Origin of the sequence: Lysobacter sp. K5869 (assembly GCF_018847975.1) — a bacterium.
GTDB lineage: Bacteria > Pseudomonadota > Gammaproteobacteria > Xanthomonadales > Xanthomonadaceae > Lysobacter.
The window spans coordinates 2131092-2152214 of record NZ_CP072597.1; the positions used below are offsets into that span (position 1 = coordinate 2131092).

Here is a 21123-nt window from a genome sequence, read left to right on the forward strand (position 1 = left end):
GCCGGCCGCATAAAGGAATGACCGGAACTCGAAATGGCTCAGACGCGACGTAAGCTACTGGCGATCAACTTCTTCCCGGCCTTCGTGCCGCCACGCAGCGGGGGAGAGCAGCGGTACTACATGCTGTATCGCCATCTGAGCGAGGTCTTCGATGTGACCCTGTTGTCGGCGACCTACGCCGACGCCAAGGCCGAGACCGTCGAGCACTCGCCGAGCTTCCGCGAGATCCGCGTGCCCAAGCCGCGCGAGGCCGATCAGATCCACTGGAAGCTCGACGACGAACGGATCGGCCCGGAATGCTCGGGCCTGGCGCTGGCGATGGCCGGCGAGTTCGACACCGAGCTGGGCAAGCGCATGGGCGAGCTCGTGCGCGCGGCCGATTTGATCGTGCACGAATCGCCGTTCACCCTGCCGTACGACCGCGGCGCGGGCCACGACGGCAAGCTTCGCGTCTACAACGCCTACAACGTCGAGTACCAGCTCGCCGAGCAGATGTTCCAGGGCGCGATCGGCGAGCGCGGCGCGGCCTTCATCCGCGATCTGGAAGCGCGCATGATCGCCTGCAGCTCCGCGGTGCTGGCGATCAGCGAAGAGGAGCGCGCCCAGTTCTCCGACGAGTTCGGCTTCCCGCGCGAACGCATTTTCCTGGCGCCCAACGGCTTCGAGCCGGTGCCGCGGCCCGAGCCGGCGCCGCCGCGCGAGCGCTCCGCGCTGTTCCTGGGCAGCGCCCATCCGCCGAACATCGAGGCCTTGGAATACATCGCCGAAACGCTGGCGCCGGCGCTGAGCGATGTGAATTTTTATGTGCTGGGCGCGGTGTGCAAGGCGTACCAGAAGCCGGTGCCGGCCAACGTCAAGCTGTTGGGCTTCGTCGACGCGGCGGAGAAGGACGCGCTGCTGTGGCGTTGCGGCGCGGCGATCAATCCGCTGCGCAGCGGCGCCGGCACCAACCTCAAGATGCTCGATTACATGGGGCACGCCGCGCCGGTGCTGTCCACGCCGATCGGCGCGCGCGGCCTGGACATCGCGCCGGGCGCGCAGGCCGCGGTCAGCGAGCTCGACGGCTTCGCCGCCGCCTTGCGCGCGCTGCTCGCCGATGCCGGCGCGTCGCGCGCGCTGGGCGCGCGCGGCGCCGAGTTCGCCGACGCCCGCTACACCTGGGCGGCGATCGCCGAACGCACCGCCGAAGCGCTCGCGCAGGTGTTGGCGACGCCGACCGGCGGCGCGGGCCGCAAGCGCATCCTGGCGGTGTGCGATTACGAAGTGCATCAGGCCGCCGGCGGCGGTCAGGTGCGGATCAAGGAACTGCTCGGCGAAATCGGCCGCGAGTTCGACGTCACCTTCCTGTGCTTGAACAACGGCGACGCCGAAGTGCGGCGGACGATCGCGCCCGGCGTGGTCCAGCGCTCGGTGCCCAAGACCGCCGCGCACCGGCGCGAGGACGTCGAGTCGTTGAAGGGGCAGAGCGTGTCGGTCGCCGATCTGCTCGCGGCCAAGCACTGCATGGACAACGAGGCCTTGGTCGCGGCGTTCAAGGAGGAGGTCCGCTCCGCGGCCCTGGTCAGCTTCGAGCAATGCTTCCTGGCGCCGCTGTTGGCGCTGGTTCCGGCGGGCGTGCCGATCGTGCATTCCTCGCAGAACGTCGAAGCCGAACTCAAGCGCGATCTGCTGGCCGCGCGCAGCGACGGCGAGCGCTGGCTGGCGCAGACCGAACAGCTCGAACGCGAAGTCGCCGCGCGCGCCGACTTGGTGGTGTGCGTGTCGGAGGCCGACACCGAGCGTTTTCGCGATCATTACTCGGTCGCGCGCGCGATCACCGTCGAGAACGGCGTGCGCCTGCCGCAGATCCACCGTTCCTCGCTGGCGCCCGCGGCGGCCGAGCGCGCGCCGCTGGCGGTGTTCGTCGGCAGCGCGCATCCGCCGAACGTGCGCGCGGCGCAATTCATCATCGACGAATTGGCCGCGCGCAATCCGCGGGTCAATTTCGCCTTGGTCGGTTCGGTGTGCGAAGCGATCGACGTGGCCGCGCTGCCCGACAACGTGGCCTTGCTCGGCTTCCTGAGCCAAGCCGACAAGGAAGCGCTGCTGGCGCTGGCCGATTTGGCGGTCAATCCGCTGTTCGAGGGCGGCGGTTCCAGCCTCAAGGTGCCGGACTTCCTCGCCGCGGGCCTGCCGCTGCTGACCTCGGCGGTCGGCGTGCGCGGCTTCCCCGGGCTGTATCCGGGCACCCATTACATCGAGACCGGGCCCGAGGCGATGGCCGAGTGGATCCCCAAGCTGCACGGGGACCGCGGCCTGAGCGCGCGCTTGTCGGCCGAGGCCGCCGATTACGTCGCGACCCATCTGGACTGGCGCGTGCTCGGCGGGCGCTTGCGCCGCGAACTGCGCCAGCTGATCGGCCGCGACGGCCCGTGCCGGATGCTGGTGCTGACCTACCGCTTCGGCGAGCCGGCCCGCGGCGGCGCCGAGGTCTATCTGCTCAACCTGCTGCGCGAGTTGGAAAAGCGCGACGGCCTGGAGATCGACGTGGCCGCCACCGCGGTCGGGCCGATCCACGATCGCCTGCATTTTTCCGCCGATTACGAGCCGCCCACCCCGGCCGACGGCGTGCCGCGGATGAAGGGCCGGGTGCATCTGTTCCCGCCCGATCCGCCGGCGCCCGACCGCTTCGAGCAAGCGACGACCCTGCATGCGACCTGGATGCAGGAAGCGCTGCGCATCGGCGCCGATCTGGCGGTGGACATCGGTCCGGGCCTGCTCGGTGGTTGGAACTATCCCGAGCGCAGCGACGGTCGGGTCGTGCGCTGGACCGGCCGGATCGCGCAGGCGTTGCTGCCGGACGGCAGCGAAGGCGTGCGCGTCGCCGGCGTCGCGCTGCAGCCGGTGCGGGTGTCGCTGCGCGTGGACGACGTGGAACTGGAGGCGAAGAACGTGTCCGGGCGCTTCTCGTTCCGGCACAGCTTCGCCAAGCCCGGCACGCTGCTGGAGCTGCGCGTGGCGGCGACCATGCAGAGCCAGGACGACGCGCGCGAACTCGGCGTCATCGTTTCGGCGATCGAGGCCATCGGCGCCGACGGCGAAGAAACCGCGATCGATCTGAACGACGGCATGGAAGAGCGCGCGCGCCGCGCGGCGCCGGAGCGTTGGATCGGCGAACTGATCGCCGCGGCCAAGCGCCGCGCGCGCGACGTCGACCGCCGCTTCTGCAAGATCCGCGGCCCGCACAGCGCCGAACTGGAACGCTGGCTGGACCGGCACGCCGCCGATTACGACGTGATCCTGGCCCAAGGTGTGCCGTTCGCAAGCTCGTTGCTGGGCGTGCGTGTGGCCGCGCGGCACGGATTGCCATCCATCGTGCTGCCGCATTTCCACATGGAAGACCGCTACTACCACTGGCGCGATTTCTACGACGCGTTCGCCGCCGCCGACCGGGTGCTGGCGTTCCCCGAGGAAAGCCGGCGCGCGTTCTTCGATAAGGTCGGCGCGCATTCGGTCGGCATCGCCGGCGGCGGCCTGAACGCGGCCGACTTCGAGCCCGGCTTCGTCGCCCGCGGCCGCGAGGCGTTCGCGCGCCTGCACCGCAGCGAGCGCCCGTTCGTGCTGGTGCTGGGGCGCAAGACCGCGGCCAAGAACTACGCGATGACGGTGCAGGCCTGTCAGCGCCTGAATGCGGCGGGCGTGGGCGTGGACGTGGTGCTGATCGGTCCGGACGACGACGGCGCGCCATTGTCCGGCGAAGGCGTGTATTACTATGGCCCGCAGCCGCGCGAGGTCGTGGTCGGGGCGCTGTCGCAGGCGCGCTGCCTGGCCAACATGAGCGAGAGCGAAAGCTTCGGCATCGTGCTGCTGGAATCGTGGATGGCGGGCCGCCCGGTGGTCGCGCGCGGCTCCACGGTCGCGTTCGCCGAGTTGGTCGAGCCGGGGGAGAACGGTTACCTCGCCGATTCGGTGGACGAACTGGCGGCGCAGTTGCGGCGATACATCGACGACCGCGACCTGGCCGACCGGCACGGCGCGGCGGGGCGCGAGCTCGCCCGCGGCTTCGGTTGGGACGGGCTTGCGGATAGGCTTTGGGACATTGTGTCGGGAGTTTTGGATGAACGACGTTTCGGCGCTGCACGAGAGGGTGGTCAACCAGCTGCATAGCAAGAGCGTCCACGACGCCGACTTTCAGGCCTTGGACTGGATCGGGCGGCAGATGCGGCCGCTGAAGACCGTGTTGGACGTCGGCGCCAACGGCGGACAGACCGTGGCGACGTTGCGCGCGCTGCTCGGCGACGACGTCGCGATCCATTGCTTCGAAGCCAACCCGCGCCTGTGGCCGGGCTTGGAGCGGATCGCCGAGCTCGCCGGCGGCGCGATCAGCATCCACCGTTGCGGCCTGGGCGCCGAACCCGGCGAGCTGACCCTGCTGGTGCCGTCGGTCGACGGCGTGACGTACCTGGAAGAGTCGTCGCTGGATCCGGCTCAGTTCGACAAACCCTGGGTGCGCGAGAAGTACGAGGAGCGCGGCAGCCTGCAATTGGAATCGGTCAGCGTGCCGATCGTGCGCGGCGACGATTTCCAGTTGCAGCCGGACCTGATCAAGGTCGACGTCGAGGGCTTCGAGGCGCAGGCCTTGCGCGGCCTCGTCGAAACCATCCGCCGCTGCCGGCCGGCGCTGTTGGTCGAAAACAGCGACTGGCACAACGTCACCGAACTGCTGGCCGGGCTGGATTACGCGCCGTATCGCTGGGACAGCGAGGGCATGGCGACGTTCTACGGCGCCTGCACCAACACGTTCTACCTGCCGCGCGAACTCGCCCTGGATCTGGTCGGCGGGGCCGAAGCCGAACCGGCGGCGGCCGCCGCCGGCGGTTACGACGAAGCCAGCGACGTCGCCGCGCATCGCGCCGAAGTCGACTACGCCTTCCAAGTGCTGAGCGAGTGCGGCGCGCTGCCGGCCGCCGATGCGCTGGTGCTGGATGTCGGCGGCGGCGCCGGCGCGCACAGCGCGATGATCGCCGGACGGGTCGGGCGCATCTATTGCAGCGACTTCAGCGACCAGAACGCGCGTTTCGGCGGCGAACTGGTCAAGCTGCTGCAGGAAAAAGCCCTGCGCAACGGCTACGAACTGCCGTCGCAGCGGCTGGAGTTCCACCGCGCCGACGCGATGGACCTGATCTACAAGGACGGGTTGTTCGACGCGATCTTCTCCTTCGACGCGTTCGAGCACATTCCCGATCCGGCCACGGCCTTGGCCGAGATGCTGCGCGTGCTCAAGCCGGGCGGCACGATTTACATGAAGTTCGATCCGATGTGGACCTGCGACAGCGGCAGCCACTTCCAGTACCGCGTGCCGGAACCGTGGCAGCACTTGCTGGTCGACGACGACGCCTTCGTCGATGCGCTCAAGCGCGCCGGCGGCAGCGACGGCGAGGCCGAGGAGTTCCGTTACGCGATGAATCGCCGTCGTCTCGCCGACTACCGCGCGGCGTTCGATTCGGTGCGTTCGCAGGCGCAGTTCCTGCACGAGTCGGAATGGAGCGGCTGCGCGCATCCCGAGGGCGAGGCGCATCCGAACTTCGCGCGGTGCCTGGAGCGGGGCTACACGCGCGAGGAACTGCTGTTGCGCGGCATGCGCAAGATCATCCGCAAGGGCGGGGCCGCGTAACCGGGCTTCGCAGGAGCGCCTGCCCGCGCGCGACGCGCGTAGGCAGGCTCGAGGTTCCAGGCATGGGCCGCGCCCGTTCGGGGCGCGGCGCGGACATCACGAGCGCGGTCCGGCTCCGCCGCAGACCAACGGATCGGCCAGCAGCAGCGCGAACGCGAGCAGGCGCGGATCGCCGTTTCCGGCCAGGGCCGCGGCCCGGTCCGTCTTCAGGCGCACCTCGGCGCCTTGCTTCGGCAGCGGCAGCGCGAGGTGCTGGCCCATGCCCGGATGCAGGTCGGCCTGCGCGGCGCGGACGTCGTTCACCCACACCTCCACCCGGCGCGATACCAGCGTACCCAGCTCCAGATCCAGCGAGCAGCCGGCGACGCCGCCGGCCAGCGCGACGACGCGCACCGACGCGTCGCCCGACGACCACACCAGGGTTTTGCCGCCGCCCTGATCCTCTAGCGGATGCCAGCCTTGCTCCGGCGTCAGCAGCAAGGCGGGCGCGGCCGCGGGCGGCGTCTTGAGCGCATAACCGGTTTGGGTTCCGTCGGCGGACGCCACCGTGGTCAGCGGATGGGTCGCGGCGAGTTCGCGCAGGAACGCATCGATCCACGGCGTGCGCGCGCGTTCGTCCACCACCACCGCGGCGTAGCCGGCGGCGTCGAACAGGCGCACGGCGTTCGCCGCGGGCTGGGTGCTCAACATCGCCAGCCAGTTCGACGCGGCGCGTCCCTTCATCGCGCCATAGGTCCAGCGCAGGTCGAGGCCATGCAGGTGATCGCGCAACTGCGCGTAGCTGGGAATCGGCGTGTTGGTTTCGGGATATTCGAAGAACGGTAACTGCAGCACGCTCGCGCCCGGCGGCAGCTGCGCGCGCAGGTCGGCGAGGAAGCGGCGGTCGGCGTCGAAGCGCGCGACGGCGGCGGCGCTGCGTTCCTTGAGCATGCGCCGGCGGTCGGGCATCTGGTCGGGAATCGCGATCAGCACGATCAGCGCCGCGGCCAGCGGCGCCAGCCAGCGCCGGTTGCGCGCGGCCGCAGCGATCTGCACCGCGTGGGCCAGAACGATCAGCGAGGCGAAGCCGATCAACGGCGAGACGCGGTTGACCGAGCGGATCTCCGGCGAAACGATGAGCGAGAACAGCGTGGCGAAGCCGCCGATGGTGGCGAACGCGGTCATGATCGCGACCGTCATCGCGGCGAACTGCGCTTGTTGCGGCAGCCTGCGCCGCAACGCCGGCACCAGCAGCGCCAGCAGCGCCAGACAGAAACCGGCGGCGCCGACCAAACCGAGCCCGGCGCTCGCGTTCTCGGTGTTCAGCGGCGCCACTGCGTCGTATTTCTCCCTCAGCTTGGCGAACGGGGCGAAGCGGTGGTGCGCGACCGGAAGCAGCATCTGCGAGATCTTCAAGCCGAAGATCTCGGTTTCCGACACCAGACGCACGGCGACGCGGTCGTTGCGGCCGTGCTCCATGCGATGCAGCACGCTGGGCAGCAATTGCAGCGCGGTGCACGCGACGATGAGCGCGATCGACAGCAGCATCCGCCGCAGGCTCGACGCGGCGCGGAACTGCAGATAACCGAGCACGCCGGCGGCGGCGATCAGCACGCAGGCGAAGAAACCGAAGTAGATGCCATTGGTGCTGATCCACACCAGGATCGCGGCGCGCGCGGCGGCCGAGCCACAGCGCCGCGCGCGCGAACGCGGCGGCGCGTTCGGATCCGGCCGCAGATACGTCCACGTCGCGACCAGCAGCGCCAGCGCCAGCGCGGAGTAGTTGTTGTAGTAAAGGTGCTGCTCGCGCAAAAAATGGAACGGCAGCGCCGAGAACGCGATCGACACCGCGACCGCCAGCGCCACTCCCACCCCGAGCCGCCGGGCGACGGCGAAACCGGCCAGCGCGGTCAGCGCCACGCCCAGCAGATAGATGCGGTTGTAGCGCTGGCCGAAATCGCCGGGTGCGGCGACCGCGTTCGCCATCGCGTTGTTGGCGAAGTCGGCGTTGGGGAAATCCAGATGGTCCGTGCCGATCGGCGCGCCGGCCAAGTCGATGCGCGAGACTTGGCCGGCCTTCTGCGCTTCGAGCACGTAGGCGTATTGCAGCGCGTCGCCTTCGTACATGAAGGGCACGTCCGCGCGGCCGTAGCCCATGCCCACGCCGTAGCGGCAGACCAGCAAGGCGATCGCGACGGCGATCAGCCCGGCGACGATGTTGACCGCGGCGGCCCGGCCGGACTGCGCGGAAGGCGAAAATAGACGGCTCATGGCGGCGGGTAAGGCATCGGTTCGGCGGATCGCTCGCGCGGGCGGATCATTTTTGTTCGTCGATGACGTACAGCGGCTTGTCCTTGATCTCGTCGAGGATGCGCCAGAGGTATTCGCCGATGATGCCGAGCATGAACATCAGCACGCCGCCGATGATCAGCAGCGCGACCATGATCGGCGCCCAACCGGTGAACGGCGTGGCGTGCATGGTCCATGCGACCACGATGACCGCCGCGTAGGCCACGCCGAGCAGGGCGAAGACCGCGCCGCACATGGACATGATGCGGATCGGCAGATACGAGCCGTCGAGCAGGAAATCGTAGAACAGCTTCATCTTCTTGCTGAAGGTGTACTGCGACTTGCCGACCTCGCGCTTGCGCCGCACGTAGGGCAGGTAGGTGGTGGTCAGGCCGGCCCAGATCACGTCGCCCTGGTAGAAGCGGTTGCGTCCGCGGTAGCTTAGGAACAGGTCCAGGGCGCGACGGCTCATCAGCACGAAGTCGAAGCCGCCGGCCGGAATGTCCGGGTTGGACGCGCGCAGCGCGCCGTAGGCGAGGCGGGAAAAGAATTTGGCGCCGAAGGAATCCTCGCGGTCCTCGCGGAAGGCGACCACGACTTCCGAGCCGGCCTGCCACTTTTGCACCATGTCCACGGTCAGTTCGACCGGGTCTTGCAGGTCGGCCGACATGTTGACGATCGCGTCGCCGCTGGCGTGGCGGTAGCCGGCCACGATCGCCGCCAGTTGGCCGAAATTGCGGCTGAAGCGGATGCGGCGCACGTTGGGGTCGAGCCCCGCGACTTCTTCGATTTCCGCCTGCGAACCGTCCTTGGAGCCGTCGTTGACGAAGATCACCTCGTACTCGTGCCCGGCCAAGGGGCCGCCGCGATACAGCGCGCTGATCGCTTCCCAGGTGCGCTTGATCGATCCCTGGTTGTGGTAGACGGGAATGACGTAGGTGATCTTGCTCACGGCGAGCCTCCTTCCTGATTCGCTTGCGCCAGCGCGGCGCAGACCCGGGCGATGTCCTCGTCGCTCATGCCGAGGTAGAACGGAATGCCGAGGATGCGCTCGCCGATGTCGAGGGCCACCTGCAGCGGCCCGGCGGTGCGCACGCCGCGCAAGGCCGGATGGGTGTGCAGCGAGGGCGAGTACCAGCGGCGGCTTTGGATGCCTTGCGCGGCTAGGCGCTCGCCCCATTGCGCGGCTGAGGCGCCGGGCGGCAACAGCACGGGCAACAGCGGGTAGACGCCGCCGGCGGGCTTGGCCTGGTGGCCGAGGAACGGGCAGTCGCGCGCCAGCGCACGCTCGTAGCGGGCGCTGAGTTCGCGGCGCGCGCGCTTGGTGTCTTCCCATTGATCGAACGAGGCCAGGCCGATGGCGCAGTGGTACTCGCTCATCTTGCCGTTGGTGCCGATCGAATCGAGCATGCCCACCGAGGTGTCGATGCCGAAATTGGAGAGCTTGCGGATGCGCTTGATCCGCTCGACCGAACGCGACAGCACCGCGCCGCCCTCGGCGGTGCCGAAGGACTTGGTGGCGTGGAAGCTGTAGACCAGATCGATCAGTTCGCCCGGGCCTTGGTTGCCGAACGCGCCCGCCGCGTCCATCACCACCGGCACCGAGGTTTCGCGGACGAAGGCGTCCCATTCGTCGGTGTCGTGCGGGCAGGCGAAGGTCGAGACCGGGACGACCGCGTCGATGCGGCCGGCGGCGAGGGCCGCGCGGGCCAACTGCGGCGTCAGCAGCCAGTTGCGGGCGTCCACGTCGGACAGCACCGGCGTCATTCCGACCCGGACGACCGAGGTCGCGGTGGCGGCGAAGGTGATCGCCGGGATCAGCACGCGCGCGCCGGGCGGCAGCTCCAGCGCCTGCAGCGCCAGCTCCAGGCCGACGGTGCAATTGGCGACGGTGGTGACCTGCTCGGGCAACCACCCACGACCGGCGTCGGCGGCGATGCGGCGCTCGAATTCGGCGTTGAGCGGGCCGAAATTGGTGTAGTGGCGGTTCTCGTCGATCCGACGCAGGTAGGGCAGCAGGCTGTCCGCGGTCGGCATGTGCGGCACCAGCAAGGGAATGATGTTCATGGAGTCAGGCGACGGAACGAATAGTGCTTGTGGACGAGATAGCTCGCGACCGTCGAGCCGGCGACGAACAGCGCCTGGCCGAGCAGCGGGCCGATGCGGGTCGCTGTGACGAACAGCGGAAGCAGGATGAGGTTGGCGACGAAGATCGCGCTGTTGCCGCCCAAAAAGCGCAGGAACTGCCCGCGCCAATCGCCGTCGGCGCGCCGGAACACCAGCAGGCGCTGGGTCAGGAACGATTGCGGCAGGGCGATGCAGTAAGCCGCCACCACCGTCGCGGTCGGATGCCAGGTTCCGCCCGACAGCAGATGCACGGCCACGAAGGCGGCATAGCCGAACAGCGTGTTCCAGGCTCCGACGATCAGGAACCGTTGTTTCTCGGAGTGCCAGAGGTGGCGGAGCCACTGCATCGGCGCGGGTCAGCGGGTCGGTTTGAGGCGGGCGGGATTGCCGACGTAGACGCCGCCGGCCTGCGCCAGATCGCCGATCACGACCGCGCCCATGCCGACGACCGCGTCGGCGGCGACGCGCACCTTCTCGCGCACGCAGCTGTTGGTGCCGAAGTACGCGCCGGTCCCGAGTTCGCAGTGGCCGCTGATGTTCACCGCCGGCGCCGTGGTCACGAAGTCCTCCAGGCGGCAGTCGTGTCCGATCGTGGTGGCGAGATTCAAGTGAACCTGACGGCCGATCGCGACGTCGCAAGTGACGATGCTGCCCGCGCAGACGATGCTGCCTTCGCCGATGCCGCTGCTGCGGTGCACGCGCGCATCGGGGTGCACCAAGGTCGGGTAGCGCGTCTGCGCCGGCAACGACGACTGCAGCCGGCGCCGCGCCTGCGGATTGCCCACCGCGAGCACCAGATCGGCGTCGGCGGGGTCGAAGCGGCTGATGGGCTGGGTGGCGATGCCGGCGACGGCGCGCGCCGTCCAGATCTCGTCGCTTTCGTACAGCGCGGTCACGCGGTCGCCCTGGCCCAGGTCTTCCAGCAGCATCAAGACTTCGCGCGCGAAACCGCCACAACCGTAAAGTGCGAGTTTTCTCATGCGGGGGCCTGGGGCGTTCGGGCGGCGATGGAGCGAGGCCGGCTGGGCGTTGGTGCGGAGCCGTGCGACCGCCGCGCGTAAGGTCGAAGCATCGCGGGCGCGCGAGGGTCCACCGTGTTTCTGTCCCGATCCATGGGCCGCCGCCGGAGCGGCGGGTGCGCCCCCCCACCGGCCGATCGCGCCGGCGGGGGCGTCCGGGCCGCGCGCGGGGCGCGGCCCGAAGCGCTTACGCCAGCGCGGCTTCCAGTTCCGGCAACAGCTTGAACAGATCGCCGACCAAACCGATGTCGGCGATCTCGAAGATCGGCGCTTCGCCGTCCTTGTTGATCGCGACGATGGTGCCGGCGTCCTTGATGCCGGTCAGGTGCTGGATCGCGCCGCTGATGCCGACGGCGACGTACAGCTCCGGCGCGATGATCTTGCCGGTCTGGCCGACTTGCAGCTCGTTCGGGACGTAGCCGGCGTCGACCGCGGCGCGCGAGGCGCCGACGGCGGCGCCGAGCTTGTCGGCGAAGTCGTAGATGATCTTGAAGTTCTCTTGCGAGCCGACGCCGCGGCCGCCGGAGACGACGCGGCGGGCCGACTGCAGGTCGGGGCGGTCGGACTTGCCGGCGGCCAGGCCGACGTAGCGGGTGTGGCCCGGCAGCGCGGCGTCGGTCGAGGCGGTTTCGACGGCGGCGCTGCCGCCCTGGGCCGCTTCCGGCCACGACGCGGTGCGCACGGTCGCGACCACGGCGTGATCGGCCGGGGCTTCGACGGTGACGATGGCGTTGCCGGCGTAGATCGGACGCTTGAAGGTGTGGCTGCCTTCCACCGCCATCACGTCCGACACCTGGGCCACGCCGAGCAGCGCGGCGACGCAGGGCATCAGGTCCTTGCCGAAGGTGGTCGAGGGGCCGAACACGTGGCTGTAGCCCTTGGCCAGCGCGGCGATCTGCGGCGCCTGCACCTGGGCGATGGCGTTGGCGTTGGCGGCGTTGGCCACAGCCAGCACCTTGTTCACGCCGGCGATCTGCGCGGCCTGCGCGGCGACGCCGGCCGGGTCGGCGGCGAGCACGACGATGTCGATGGAGTCGGGCTTGAGCGCGAGCGCGGCGGACACGCACTTGGCGGTCGCGGCGTTGAGCTTGCCTTCCAGATGTTCGGCGACGATCAAAACCTTGCTCATCACAGCAACCCCTTCTGCTTCAGTGCGGCGACCAGTTCGGCCGCGTCCTTGACCATCACGCCCTTGGTCCGCTTCGGCGGCGGCGCGTAATGGGTGGTCTTGAGCGTGTCGCCGGCGTCGACGCCGAGGTCGGCGAACGCGATCGTCTCCAGCGGCTTGCTCTTGGCCTTCATGATGTCCGGCAGCTTGATGAAGCGCGGCTCGTTGAGGCGCAGGTCGGTGGTGACCACCGCCGGCAGGTCCACTTCCAGGGTTTCCAGGCCCGCGTCGACTTCGCGCGTGACCGTGGCCTTGCCGCCGGCGACCTCGAGCTTGGAGGCGAAGGTGGCCTGCGGACGGCCCCACAGCGTGGCCAGCATCTGGCCGGTCTGGTTGGCGTCGTCGTCGATGGCCTGCTTGCCGAGGATGACGATGTCCGGCTGTTCCTTCTCGATCAGCTTGAGCAGCGCGCGCGCGGCGGTCAGCGGCTGGATCGGCTGGTCGCTGACCACGTGCACGGCGCGGTTGGCGCCCATGGCCAGACCGTTGCGCAGGTGCGCCTGGGCGTCGGCCGGGGCGATCGTGGCGACCACGACTTCGGTGGCGATGCCCTTGTCGCGCAGGCGCAGCGCTTCTTCGAGGGCGATTTCGTCGAACGGATTGGCCGACAGCTTGACGCCGTCGGTGACCACGCCGGAACCGTCCGGCTTGACCTGGATGCGGACGTTGTAGTCCACCACGCGCTTGTAGCCGACGAGGATCTTCATCGTGCGGGATTTCCTTGTGGGGGTGTCCGGCCGGGAGCGGCCGACAGCCCTCGATTCTAACGGAGACCGCCAGCCGACGCAGGCGGCGGCCCGCGCCGCGGCGGCGGCGCGGGCGCAAAGCCGCGCGGCGCAAGGGCCGGGCGGGCGGGGCGGCCGGGGCCGGCCGATTCCGGCCCGGGCCGGCTCAGCCGCCGATGCGGTACTGCGCCGAGGAGCTTTCCACGATCAGGATCTGCGCCCCGGTCCAGGTTTGACCGGGTTCCAGCCGCACCGGCCGCAGCACCTGCGCGGCCTCCACGCAGACGAAGCGGCGGTGCCCGTCGGGTTCCAGGTCGGACATGCCGGCGGCCAATTCGGCACCGGGATTCCACACCACCGTGTCGGCGAAGCCCTCGGCTTCGCAGCGCAGCATGTGCTCGCCGTCGGTGATGCGCAGCGGCCGGCGGGTGTCGGCGTAGACGCGGTCGACCTCGCCGTCGAAGCGCACCGGCGCGTCGCTGGGCGGGCAGGCCGAGTCGCCGCGCGCGGAGTCGAAATAAGGCCGGTCTTCCAGGCCGTGGACCAGCGCCGCGGCGATGTCGCCGACGGCCAGATAGGTGTGCAGGGCGGCGCTGAACTCGAACGGGTCGGTGTCGGCGTTGCGCACGGTCAGGGCGATGCGCAGGCGGTCCTCGCCGGGTTCGACGTCGAGCTCGGCCTCGAAGCGGTAGGGCCAATGGCGGCGGGTTTCCTCGCGGTCGCGCAGGCGGAAGCGCAGGCGCTCGGGGTCCGGCTCGGCTTCCCAGGTGAGGGTGCGGGCGAAGCCGTGGCGCGGGCCGTCGCCGCGCTGGGCGAACTGCGGAAAGATCACCGGCACGCCGCCGCGGATCGCCTTGCCGGCGCCGAAGCTCGCGTTCGGGCTCAGGTACAGGCGCTCGCGGCCGCGGCAGCGCCAGGACAGGACGTGCGCGCCGAACGCGCTGGCCTCGACCCGCGAGTCGCCGGGGCCGTTCAGATGCGAGGAGGTGGGCAAAGAAGGCGCGTTCATCGTTCCGTCCCTGGGCGGCGAAAAAGGCTCAGCATGGCGGCGCGGACGGCCCCAAGCTGGCACGCCGGTCATAGTACCGGGCGCCCGACAGGTTCGGTTTAGGGGCCGTGAAGCCAGCGCGAACAGGGCTTCGGCTATCCTTGTCGCCCCTTTTCGTTCCGAAATCTGGAGCCAGGATGCTTCACCCCGTCGTTCTCAGTGGTGGCAGCGGTTCGCGCCTGTGGCCGCTGTCGCGCCAGAATCAGCCCAAGCAGTTCCTCTCGCTGATCGGCGACCACTCGCTGTTCCAGGAAACCCTGCTGCGCGCCAACGCGCTGCCCGACACCGGCGCCCCGGTCACCGTCTGCGCCGAAGACCACCGTTTCATGGTCGGCGAACAGTTGCAGGGCATCGGCGTGGCCAACGGCGCGATCCTGCTGGAGCCGAGCGCGCGCAACACCGCCCCGGCCATCGCCCTGGCCGCGCTGCATCTGGTCGCGCAGGAACCCGCCGCGACCATGCTGGTGCTGCCGGCCGATCACCTGATCGAAGACGTCGACGCCTTCCGCGACGCGGTCGCGCGCGCGACCGTGCTGGCCGAGCAGGATTGGCTGGTCACCTTCGGCATCACCCCGGACTACCCGGAAACCGGCTACGGCTACATCGCCCGCGGCGAGGCGCTGGGCGAGGGCGGCTACCAGGTCAGCCGCTTCGTCGAGAAGCCCGATCAGGCCACCGCCGAAGGCTATGTCGCCGCCGGCACCTATGCCTGGAACTCGGGCATGTTCCTGTTCAAGGCCCAGCGCTACCTGGACGAGCTGCAGAAGCTCGCGCCGGGCATCCTCGAGGCCGCGCGCGCCGCGTACGCGCAGGCCAGCCGCGACCTGGACTTCATCCGCGTCGGCAAGGACGCGTTCGCGGCCAGCCCGAACGATTCCATCGACTACGCGGTAATGGAGAAGACCGACCGCGCCGCGGTGGTGCCGGTGAGCTGCGGCTGGAGCGACATCGGCTCGTGGTCGTCGCTGTGGGCGGTGGCCGAGCGCGACGACGAGGGCAACCGCTACGAAGGCGACGTGATCTCGGTCGACACCCGCGACAGTCTGGTGCGCGCCTCCGAGCGCCGCATGATCGCGACCATCGGCGTGGAAGACCTGGTCATCGTCGATACGCCCGACGCGACCCTGGTCGCGCGCAAGGACCGGGTGCAGGACGTCAAGACGATCGTCGACAAGCTCAAGCAAGCCGGGCGCCAGGAGCACCTGTTCCACCGCAAGGTCTACCGTCCGTGGGGCAACTACGACTCCATCGACATGGGCGAGCGGTTCCAGGTCAAGCGCATCGTGGTCAAGCCGGGCGCGGCGCTGAGCCTGCAGAAGCACCACAAGCGCGCCGAGCATTGGATCGTGGTGTCGGGCGTGGCCGAAGTGACCTGCGACGACAAGGTGTTCGAGCTGCGCGAGAACGAGAGCACCTACATCCCGCTGGGCAGCGTGCACCGCTTGCGCAACCGCGGCACCGAGCCGGTCGAGTTGATCGAGGTGCAGTCGGGCAGTTATTTGGGCGAGGACGATATCGTCCGGCTCGAGGACGTGTACGGGCGTTCGTAAGCCTTCGTTGTGTCCGCAAGTCGTACACGCGAAGACCGGCTCAGGCCGGTCTTCGTTTTTTTGCGCGGCGGCTTTCGGGGTGTGTAGGAGCGGCGTGAGCCGCGAACGCGGCATCGAGCTTGCGTCGTAGGCGCGGTGTCGCGGTCGCAGCTTGCGCAGCTCCTACAGTCGGAAACGAAGCATCCGACGGCTCGGGCAACGCGTACGCGGGTTCGTACGCGTCGCGTCCGTCGCGATGGTTTTGCGCGGCGGCTTTCGGGTTTGTAGGAGCGGCGTGAGCCGCGAACGCGACACCGCGCTTGCGCCGCCGTTGCGGAATCGCATTCGCGGCTCACGCCGCTCCTACGCGCCGGCGACCGCGGCTCAGCCGCCGCCCGACGTCGCCAACAACTCGTCCAACACCTGCGCGAACCGCTCCGCGCTGCCCGGCGCATGGGCGAAGAACAACGACGGCTCGCACAGCTCCAGTTCCAGCAGCTGCGGCTGCCCTTGCGCGTCGCGGATCAGATCGACCCGCGCGTACGCCAGCGGCTCTTCCAGATCCAGCCGCGCCCCGGTCGCGTTGAGCGCGTGCAGCGCCACGGTGCGTTCGTCCTCGGTCGCCTCGCGCGCAGCGATGCGTTCGACCGCGCGCAGGTTCAGCGCGTCCTCGCGTTGCAGCATCGCGCCCTTGCGGATGGCGTGGCTGAAGGCGCCGTTGAAGTGGATCAGCGCGGTCTCGCCGTCGCGGTCCACCGCGGCCAGATACGGTTGCAGCATCGCGCTGCGGCCTTCGTCGAGCAGCCGCGCCAGATGGTTGGCGGCGGCGAACTCCTGCGCGCGCGCATAGCGCTGGGTGTCGCGCGAGCCGGCGCTGACCGTGGGTTTGACCACGAACTCCTCGGCGTCGGCGTGCGCGGCCAGGAACTCCTGCAGCGCCGGCAGCGGGTCGGTGTCGGGTTCGACGAAGGCGGTCGGCACCACCGGTACGCCGCGTGCGGCGAGATCGGCGAGGTAGCGCTTGTCGCTGTTCCAGCGCAGCACCGGCCACGGGTTGATCAGCCGGCTGGCGGCGTCGGCGCGTTCGCACCAGTCGAGGAATTCGGGGTAACGCTCGGTGTAATCCCAGGGCGAGCGCAGCAATACGGCGTCGTATCGAGCCCAGGCCACGCTCGGGTCGTCCCAGGCGCGGATTTCGGCGCGCAGGCCGCGGGCGAGGCAGGCGTCGAGCAGCGGCGACAGGTCGTCGTCCTGCCCGGCGCTGGCGATGGCGGTGACCAGGGCGAGTCGGCTCATGCCGCAAGTCTAGCGTCGGTGCGCCATCAAGGCACCGCCACGGCACTGTGCCGGTATTGCCCGAAAGTCCGCTGCTGCCGCGCGGGGGCGCGCGGTAAACTGGGCGCATCCCTCACAGGAGCTGTCCCATGGCCGACGCGGTCGCCGCCAAGAGCAAGTTGTATCCCAACGCCCACGACGCGCTGAACGGCGTCGTCGCCGACGGCCAGACCCTGGCGGTGGGCGGTTTCGGTTTGTGCGGCATTCCCGAGGCGCTGATCGGCGCCTTGCGCGACAGCGGCGCCAAGGGGCTCACCGCGATCTCCAACAACGCCGGCGTCGACGGGTTCGGCCTCGGCCTGCTGCTGGAAACGCGCCAGATCAAGAAAATGATTTCGTCCTACGTCGGCGAGAACAAAGAATTCGAGCGCCAGTTCCTGTCCGGCGAGCTCGAACTCGAATTCAACCCGCAAGGCACCCTGGCCGAGCGCCTGCGCGCCGGCGGCGCCGGCATCCCGGCGTTCTACACCCGCACCGGCTACGGCACGGTGGTGGCCGAAGGCAAGGAAACCCGCGAGTTCGACGGCCACCACTACGTGATGGAAACCGCGCTCAAGGCCGACGTGTCGCTGGTCAAGGCGTGGAAGGCCGACAGGGCCGGCAACCTGGTGTTCCGCAAGACCGCGCGCAACTTCAATCCGGCCTGCGCGATGGCCGGCAAGGTTTGCATCGCCGAGGTCGAGGAACTGGTCGAGATCGGCCAGCTCGATCCGGATCAGGTGCATCTGCCGGGCATCTACGTCGACCGCATCGTGGTCAACGCCACGCCGGAGAAGCGCATCGAGCAGCGCACGGTGCGGGCGGGCTGAGCGCTTGCCGATGCGAGCAACGAGTAAACGGCAACGAGAAACGCGTCGAACCCCGAGGCTCCCACTCGTTCCTGTTTCCTCCTCACTCGTTCCTAGAATCCCGTTGAACGCCTCGCTGGCACCGCCGCGGGCGCAACACCCATAAAGAGACGAATCCCATGCCCTGGACCCGCGACCAAATGGCGCAGCGCGCCGCGCAGGAACTCACCGACGGCGCTTACGTCAATCTCGGCATCGGCCTGCCGACCCTGGTGGCCAACTTCATTCCCGACGGCATGGACGTGTGGCTGCAGTCGGAAAACGGCTTGCTCGGCATCGGCCCGTTCCCGACCGAGGACGAAGTCGACGCCGACCTCATCAACGCCGGCAAGCAGACCGTCACCGCGCGTCCCGGCGCCAGCTACTTCGGCAGCCACGACAGCTTCGCGATGATCCGCGGCGGCCACATCGATCTGGCCATCCTCGGCGCCATGCAGGTCACCCATCGGGGCGATCTGGCCAACTGGATGGTGCCCGGCAAGATGGTCAAGGGCATGGGCGGCGCGATGGATCTGGTCGCCGGCGTCAAGCGCGTGGTGGTGCTGATGGAGCACACCGCCAAGAACGGCGAGCACAAGATCCTGCCCGAGTGCACGCTGCCGCTGACCGGCCTGGGCGTGGTCAACCGGATCATCACCGAACTGGCGGTGATGGACGTGACCGCGGACGGTTTGGTGCTGGTGGAAGCCGCGCCGGGCGTCAGCGAAGAGGAACTGCGCGAGAAGACCGGCGTCGAGTTGCGCCGGGCCTGATCTGTCGGGTTTCGTGCGCCGCGTCCACCGACGCGGCGCCTCGGAAAAGCCGCCGCGAGGCGGCTTTTTCGTTTCCGGCGTTCGCTGCAAAAGCGAAGGCCCCGCGAGCGCGGGGCCTTCGATGCGTCGGGCCGGGCCGGAACCCGCGCGTCACATGTTCTGGTAATTCGGCCCCGACCCGCCCTCAGGCGTCACCCAGGTGATGATCTCGTAGGGATCCTTGATGTCGCAGGTCTTGCAATGCACGCAGTTGGCGGCGTTGATCTGCAAGCGCTTGGCGCCTTCTTCCTCGACGATCTCGTACACGCCGGCCGGGCAGAAGCGCGTGCACGGGTTGCCGTACTCGGTCGCGCACTGGGTCACGCAGACGTTGGTGTCGGCGACCTTGAGGTGCACCGGCTGGTCTTCGTCGTGCTCGGTCGCGGCGAAGTACACCGCGGCCAGACGGTCGCGCGGGGCGAGCGTGCGTTCGAGGTAATCGCGCTTGGGCTGTTCGGACTGGCCGAGCTTCTGCAGCGAGGACCAATCGGCCTTGTTCTTCAGCGTCCACGGCGAGGCGCCGCCGGTGACGGTTTCCCAGGCCGCGTTCAACATGCCGAACCAGAAGCCCTTCTTGAAGCCGGGCTTGATGTTGCGCACCTTCTTGAGCTCGGCCATCGCCTCGGACGCGCGCAGCTTGGCGTCGAAGCCGGCGCTGTCGAGCGCGGGCTGCGCGGCCAGATGCTCGGCGGCGAGCATGCCCGAGCGGATCGCCTGATGCGTGCCCTTGATCTTGGGCACGTTGAGCAGGCCGGCGGTGTCGCCGATCAGCAGCGCGCCGGGCATCTCCAGCTTGGGCAGCGATTGCCAGCCGCCGGTGACGATGGCGCGCGCGCCGGACGAGACGATGCTGCCGCCTTCCAGCAGCGGCTTGATCAGCGGGTGGTTCTTCCACTGCTGGAACGCTTCCCACGGCTTGTAGTCCGGGTCGCGGTAATCCAGGCCGCTGACGTAGCCGAGCGCGATGCGGCCCTTGTCCAGGTGATACAGGAAGCTGCCGCCGTAGGTGTGGCTGTCGGCCGGCCAGCCGACGCTGTGCACGATCTTGCCCGGGGTGACGCGGTCCTCGGGCACCTGCCACAGCTCCTTGATGCCGATGGAGTAACCCTGCGGATCGCTGTCTTTGTCCAGCTCGAAGCGCTTGATCAGGCGCTTGGTCAGATGGCCGCGCGCGCCCTCGGCGAATACGGTGACCTTGGCGCGGATGTCGATGCCGGCGGTGAAGCCGGACTTGTGGGTGCCGTCCTTGGCCACGCCCATGTCGCCGATGCGCACGCCGGCGACGCGGCCGTCGGCGTCGTGCAGAGTTTCCGAGGCGGCGAAGCCGGCGTAGATCTCCACGCCCAGCGCCTCGGCCTGCGGCGCCATCCACGCGCACATCGCGCCGAGGCTGACGATGAAGTTGCCGTGGTTGTTCATGTCCGGCGGCACGATCGGCGACTTGTAGCCGCCGGTCTTGGTCATCAGCCAGAACTCGTCCTCGCCGGCCGGCACGCACACCGGCGGCGGGTTGTCGCGCCAGCCCGGCAGCAGCGCGTCGAGCGGGCCGGGCTCGATCACCGCGCCGGACAGGATGTGCGCGCCGATGGTGCTGGACTTCTCGATCACGCAGACCGAGAGCTCCGGATTGAGTTGCTTGAGCCGGATCGCGAACGCCAGGCCGGACGGGCCGGCGCCGACGGTGACGACGTCGTATTCCATGACGTCGCGTTCGATCTCGATGGCTGGCGTGTCGGACGCGACCGTGTCGTGCGGCTGTTCGCTCATGCTGGCGTTACTCGTGCGTGCAATCCCGCCATTGTCGCGGGTTTGCCCGACAGGCGCCATTTCCGCCGGCGGCAAACGCGGCCCGGGCCTCGTCTCAGGGCGGAAAGCGCGCACGTTCGCGGCGTGTTTGAAACGCTTTCCAGCCGGATCGGTGCGGTCGGGTATGGATCGCGGGACGCAGGCCGCGGGGCGCACGATCCGGATCGCGGCCGGCGCGCGGCCCGTGCTAGCGTGCCCGCCGATGCCGCCGACCCGCCTGCCGCTGCAAGACGCCGAACTGGCCTACGACCCGAACTGGCTCGACGCCGACGCGGCCGACGCCTTGTTCGACGCGTTGCGGACGCAGACCGCGTGGGAGGTGCACCGCATCCGCTTGTTCGGGCGCGAACACGATTCGCCGCGGCTGAGCAGTTGGATCGGCGACGACGATGCGCGTTATCGCTACTCAGGAACCTCGTTCCAGCCGCATCCGTGGCCGCCGGCGTTGCAGCCGGTGCGCGAGCGGCTCGCGCGCGAACTCGGCGCGGCGTTCAACAGCGTGCTCGCCAACCGTTATCGCGACGGCCGCGATGCGATGGGCTGGCACAGCGACGACGAACCCGAACTCGGGCCGGCGCCGTTGATCGCATCCTTGAGCCTGGGCGCGCGCCGGCGTTTCGCGCTCAAGCATCGGCGCGATCCGTCGTTGAAGGCCGCGCTCGAACTCGGGCACGGCAGTTTGCTGGTGATGTCGGGGCCGACTCAGGCCAATTACCGCCACGCCTTGCCGCGCACCGCCAAGCCGGTCGGCGAGCGGATCAATCTCACCTTCCGGGTGATCCGGCCGCGCTGAGCGCGCGCGGCGG

The 21123-nt window shown here is 69.2% G+C and carries 16 protein-coding genes; 6 read left to right on the top strand and 10 right to left on the bottom strand.

All coding sequences use genetic code 11. The features are described 5' to 3' along the window. The first annotated feature begins 33 nt into the window (after nt 1-33). Entirely contained in the window at nt 34-4146 is a 4113-nt protein-coding gene (locus J5226_RS09185) for a glycosyltransferase (RefSeq protein WP_215839615.1), read from the top strand. Then, nucleotides 4097-5653, top strand: a complete 1557-nt coding sequence (locus J5226_RS09190; RefSeq protein ID WP_215839616.1) for a class I SAM-dependent methyltransferase — start codon at nt 4097-4099, stop codon at nt 5651-5653. The genes J5226_RS09185 and J5226_RS09190 overlap by 50 nt, the downstream gene beginning before the upstream one ends. Before the next feature lie 96 nt (nt 5654-5749). Here the strand turns inward: J5226_RS09190 and J5226_RS09195 are convergent, their stop codons facing one another. The 8 genes from J5226_RS09195 to J5226_RS09230 all read right to left on the bottom strand — a co-directional run bounded on the left by J5226_RS09195 (nt 5750) and on the right by J5226_RS09230 (nt 13969). Continuing rightward, on the bottom strand, nt 5750-7903 hold the full coding sequence (locus J5226_RS09195) for a hypothetical protein (protein ID WP_215839617.1): 2154 nt from the start codon (nt 7901-7903) through the stop codon (nt 5750-5752). Nucleotides 7904-7949: 46 nt separating this feature from the next. Continuing rightward, nucleotides 7950-8873 carry a glycosyltransferase family 2 protein gene (locus J5226_RS09200; RefSeq protein WP_215839618.1) on the bottom strand — a complete coding sequence of 308 codons (924 nt, stop codon included), beginning with the start codon at nt 8871-8873 and terminating at the stop codon, nt 7950-7952. Next, entirely contained in the window at nt 8870-9988 is a 1119-nt protein-coding gene (locus tag J5226_RS09205; protein ID WP_215839619.1) for a DegT/DnrJ/EryC1/StrS family aminotransferase, read from the bottom strand. The genes J5226_RS09200 and J5226_RS09205 overlap by 4 nt, the downstream gene beginning before the upstream one ends. Continuing rightward, complete coding sequence (locus J5226_RS09210; protein WP_215839620.1) at nt 9985-10395, bottom strand: GtrA family protein; 411 nt, start codon at nt 10393-10395, stop codon at nt 9985-9987. Before J5226_RS09210 ends, J5226_RS09205 begins: the two co-directional genes overlap by 4 nt. Nucleotides 10396-10404: 9 nt before the next feature. Then, on the bottom strand, nt 10405-11028 hold the full coding sequence (locus J5226_RS09215; RefSeq protein ID WP_215839621.1) for an acetyltransferase: 624 nt from the start codon (nt 11026-11028) through the stop codon (nt 10405-10407). A gap of 226 nt (nt 11029-11254) precedes the next feature. Continuing rightward, nucleotides 11255-12196: an electron transfer flavoprotein subunit alpha/FixB family protein gene (locus J5226_RS09220; RefSeq protein WP_215839622.1), complete on the bottom strand. Its 942-nt coding sequence runs from the start codon at nt 12194-12196 to the stop codon at nt 11255-11257. Next, a complete protein-coding gene (locus J5226_RS09225; protein ID WP_215839623.1) occupies nt 12196-12942 on the bottom strand; it encodes an electron transfer flavoprotein subunit beta/FixA family protein in 747 nt (248 codons plus the stop codon). Before J5226_RS09225 ends, J5226_RS09220 begins: the two co-directional genes overlap by 1 nt. Nucleotides 12943-13126: 184 nt before the next feature. Continuing rightward, nucleotides 13127-13969, bottom strand: a complete 843-nt coding sequence (locus tag J5226_RS09230) for a D-hexose-6-phosphate mutarotase (RefSeq protein ID WP_215839624.1) — start codon at nt 13967-13969, stop codon at nt 13127-13129. A 176-nt stretch (nt 13970-14145) separates the two neighbouring features. Between J5226_RS09230 and J5226_RS09235 the strand changes: the two genes are divergently transcribed. Then, nucleotides 14146-15558 carry a mannose-1-phosphate guanylyltransferase/mannose-6-phosphate isomerase gene (locus J5226_RS09235; protein ID WP_215839625.1) on the top strand — a complete coding sequence of 471 codons (1413 nt, stop codon included), beginning with the start codon at nt 14146-14148 and terminating at the stop codon, nt 15556-15558. Between the two features lie 363 nt (nt 15559-15921). On the opposite strand, the gene J5226_RS09240 is transcribed toward J5226_RS09235, so the two are convergent. After that, nucleotides 15922-16833 (bottom strand): hypothetical protein, encoded by a 912-nt coding sequence (locus J5226_RS09240; RefSeq protein WP_215839626.1) that lies wholly within the window; start codon nt 16831-16833, stop codon nt 15922-15924. A gap of 128 nt (nt 16834-16961) precedes the next feature. Between J5226_RS09240 and J5226_RS09245 the strand changes: the two genes are divergently transcribed. Together J5226_RS09245 and J5226_RS09250 are read left to right on the top strand one after the other, a co-directional pair. Further along, complete coding sequence (locus J5226_RS09245) at nt 16962-17681, top strand: CoA transferase subunit A (RefSeq protein WP_215839627.1); 720 nt, start codon at nt 16962-16964, stop codon at nt 17679-17681. Between the two features lie 158 nt (nt 17682-17839). Continuing rightward, the gene (locus J5226_RS09250; protein ID WP_215839628.1) at nt 17840-18472 is read left to right on the top strand and encodes a CoA transferase subunit B; all 633 of its coding nucleotides are present in this window, start codon (nt 17840-17842) and stop codon (nt 18470-18472) included. Between the two features lie 150 nt (nt 18473-18622). On the opposite strand, the gene J5226_RS09255 is transcribed toward J5226_RS09250, so the two are convergent. Beyond that, nucleotides 18623-20278: an electron transfer flavoprotein-ubiquinone oxidoreductase gene (locus J5226_RS09255; RefSeq protein WP_215839629.1), complete on the bottom strand. Its 1656-nt coding sequence runs from the start codon at nt 20276-20278 to the stop codon at nt 18623-18625. Nucleotides 20279-20519: 241 nt separating this feature from the next. Between J5226_RS09255 and J5226_RS09260 the strand changes: the two genes are divergently transcribed. Further along, the gene (locus J5226_RS09260) at nt 20520-21110 is read left to right on the top strand and encodes an alpha-ketoglutarate-dependent dioxygenase AlkB (protein WP_215839630.1); all 591 of its coding nucleotides are present in this window, start codon (nt 20520-20522) and stop codon (nt 21108-21110) included. The last annotated feature ends 13 nt before the right edge of the window (nt 21111-21123 follow it).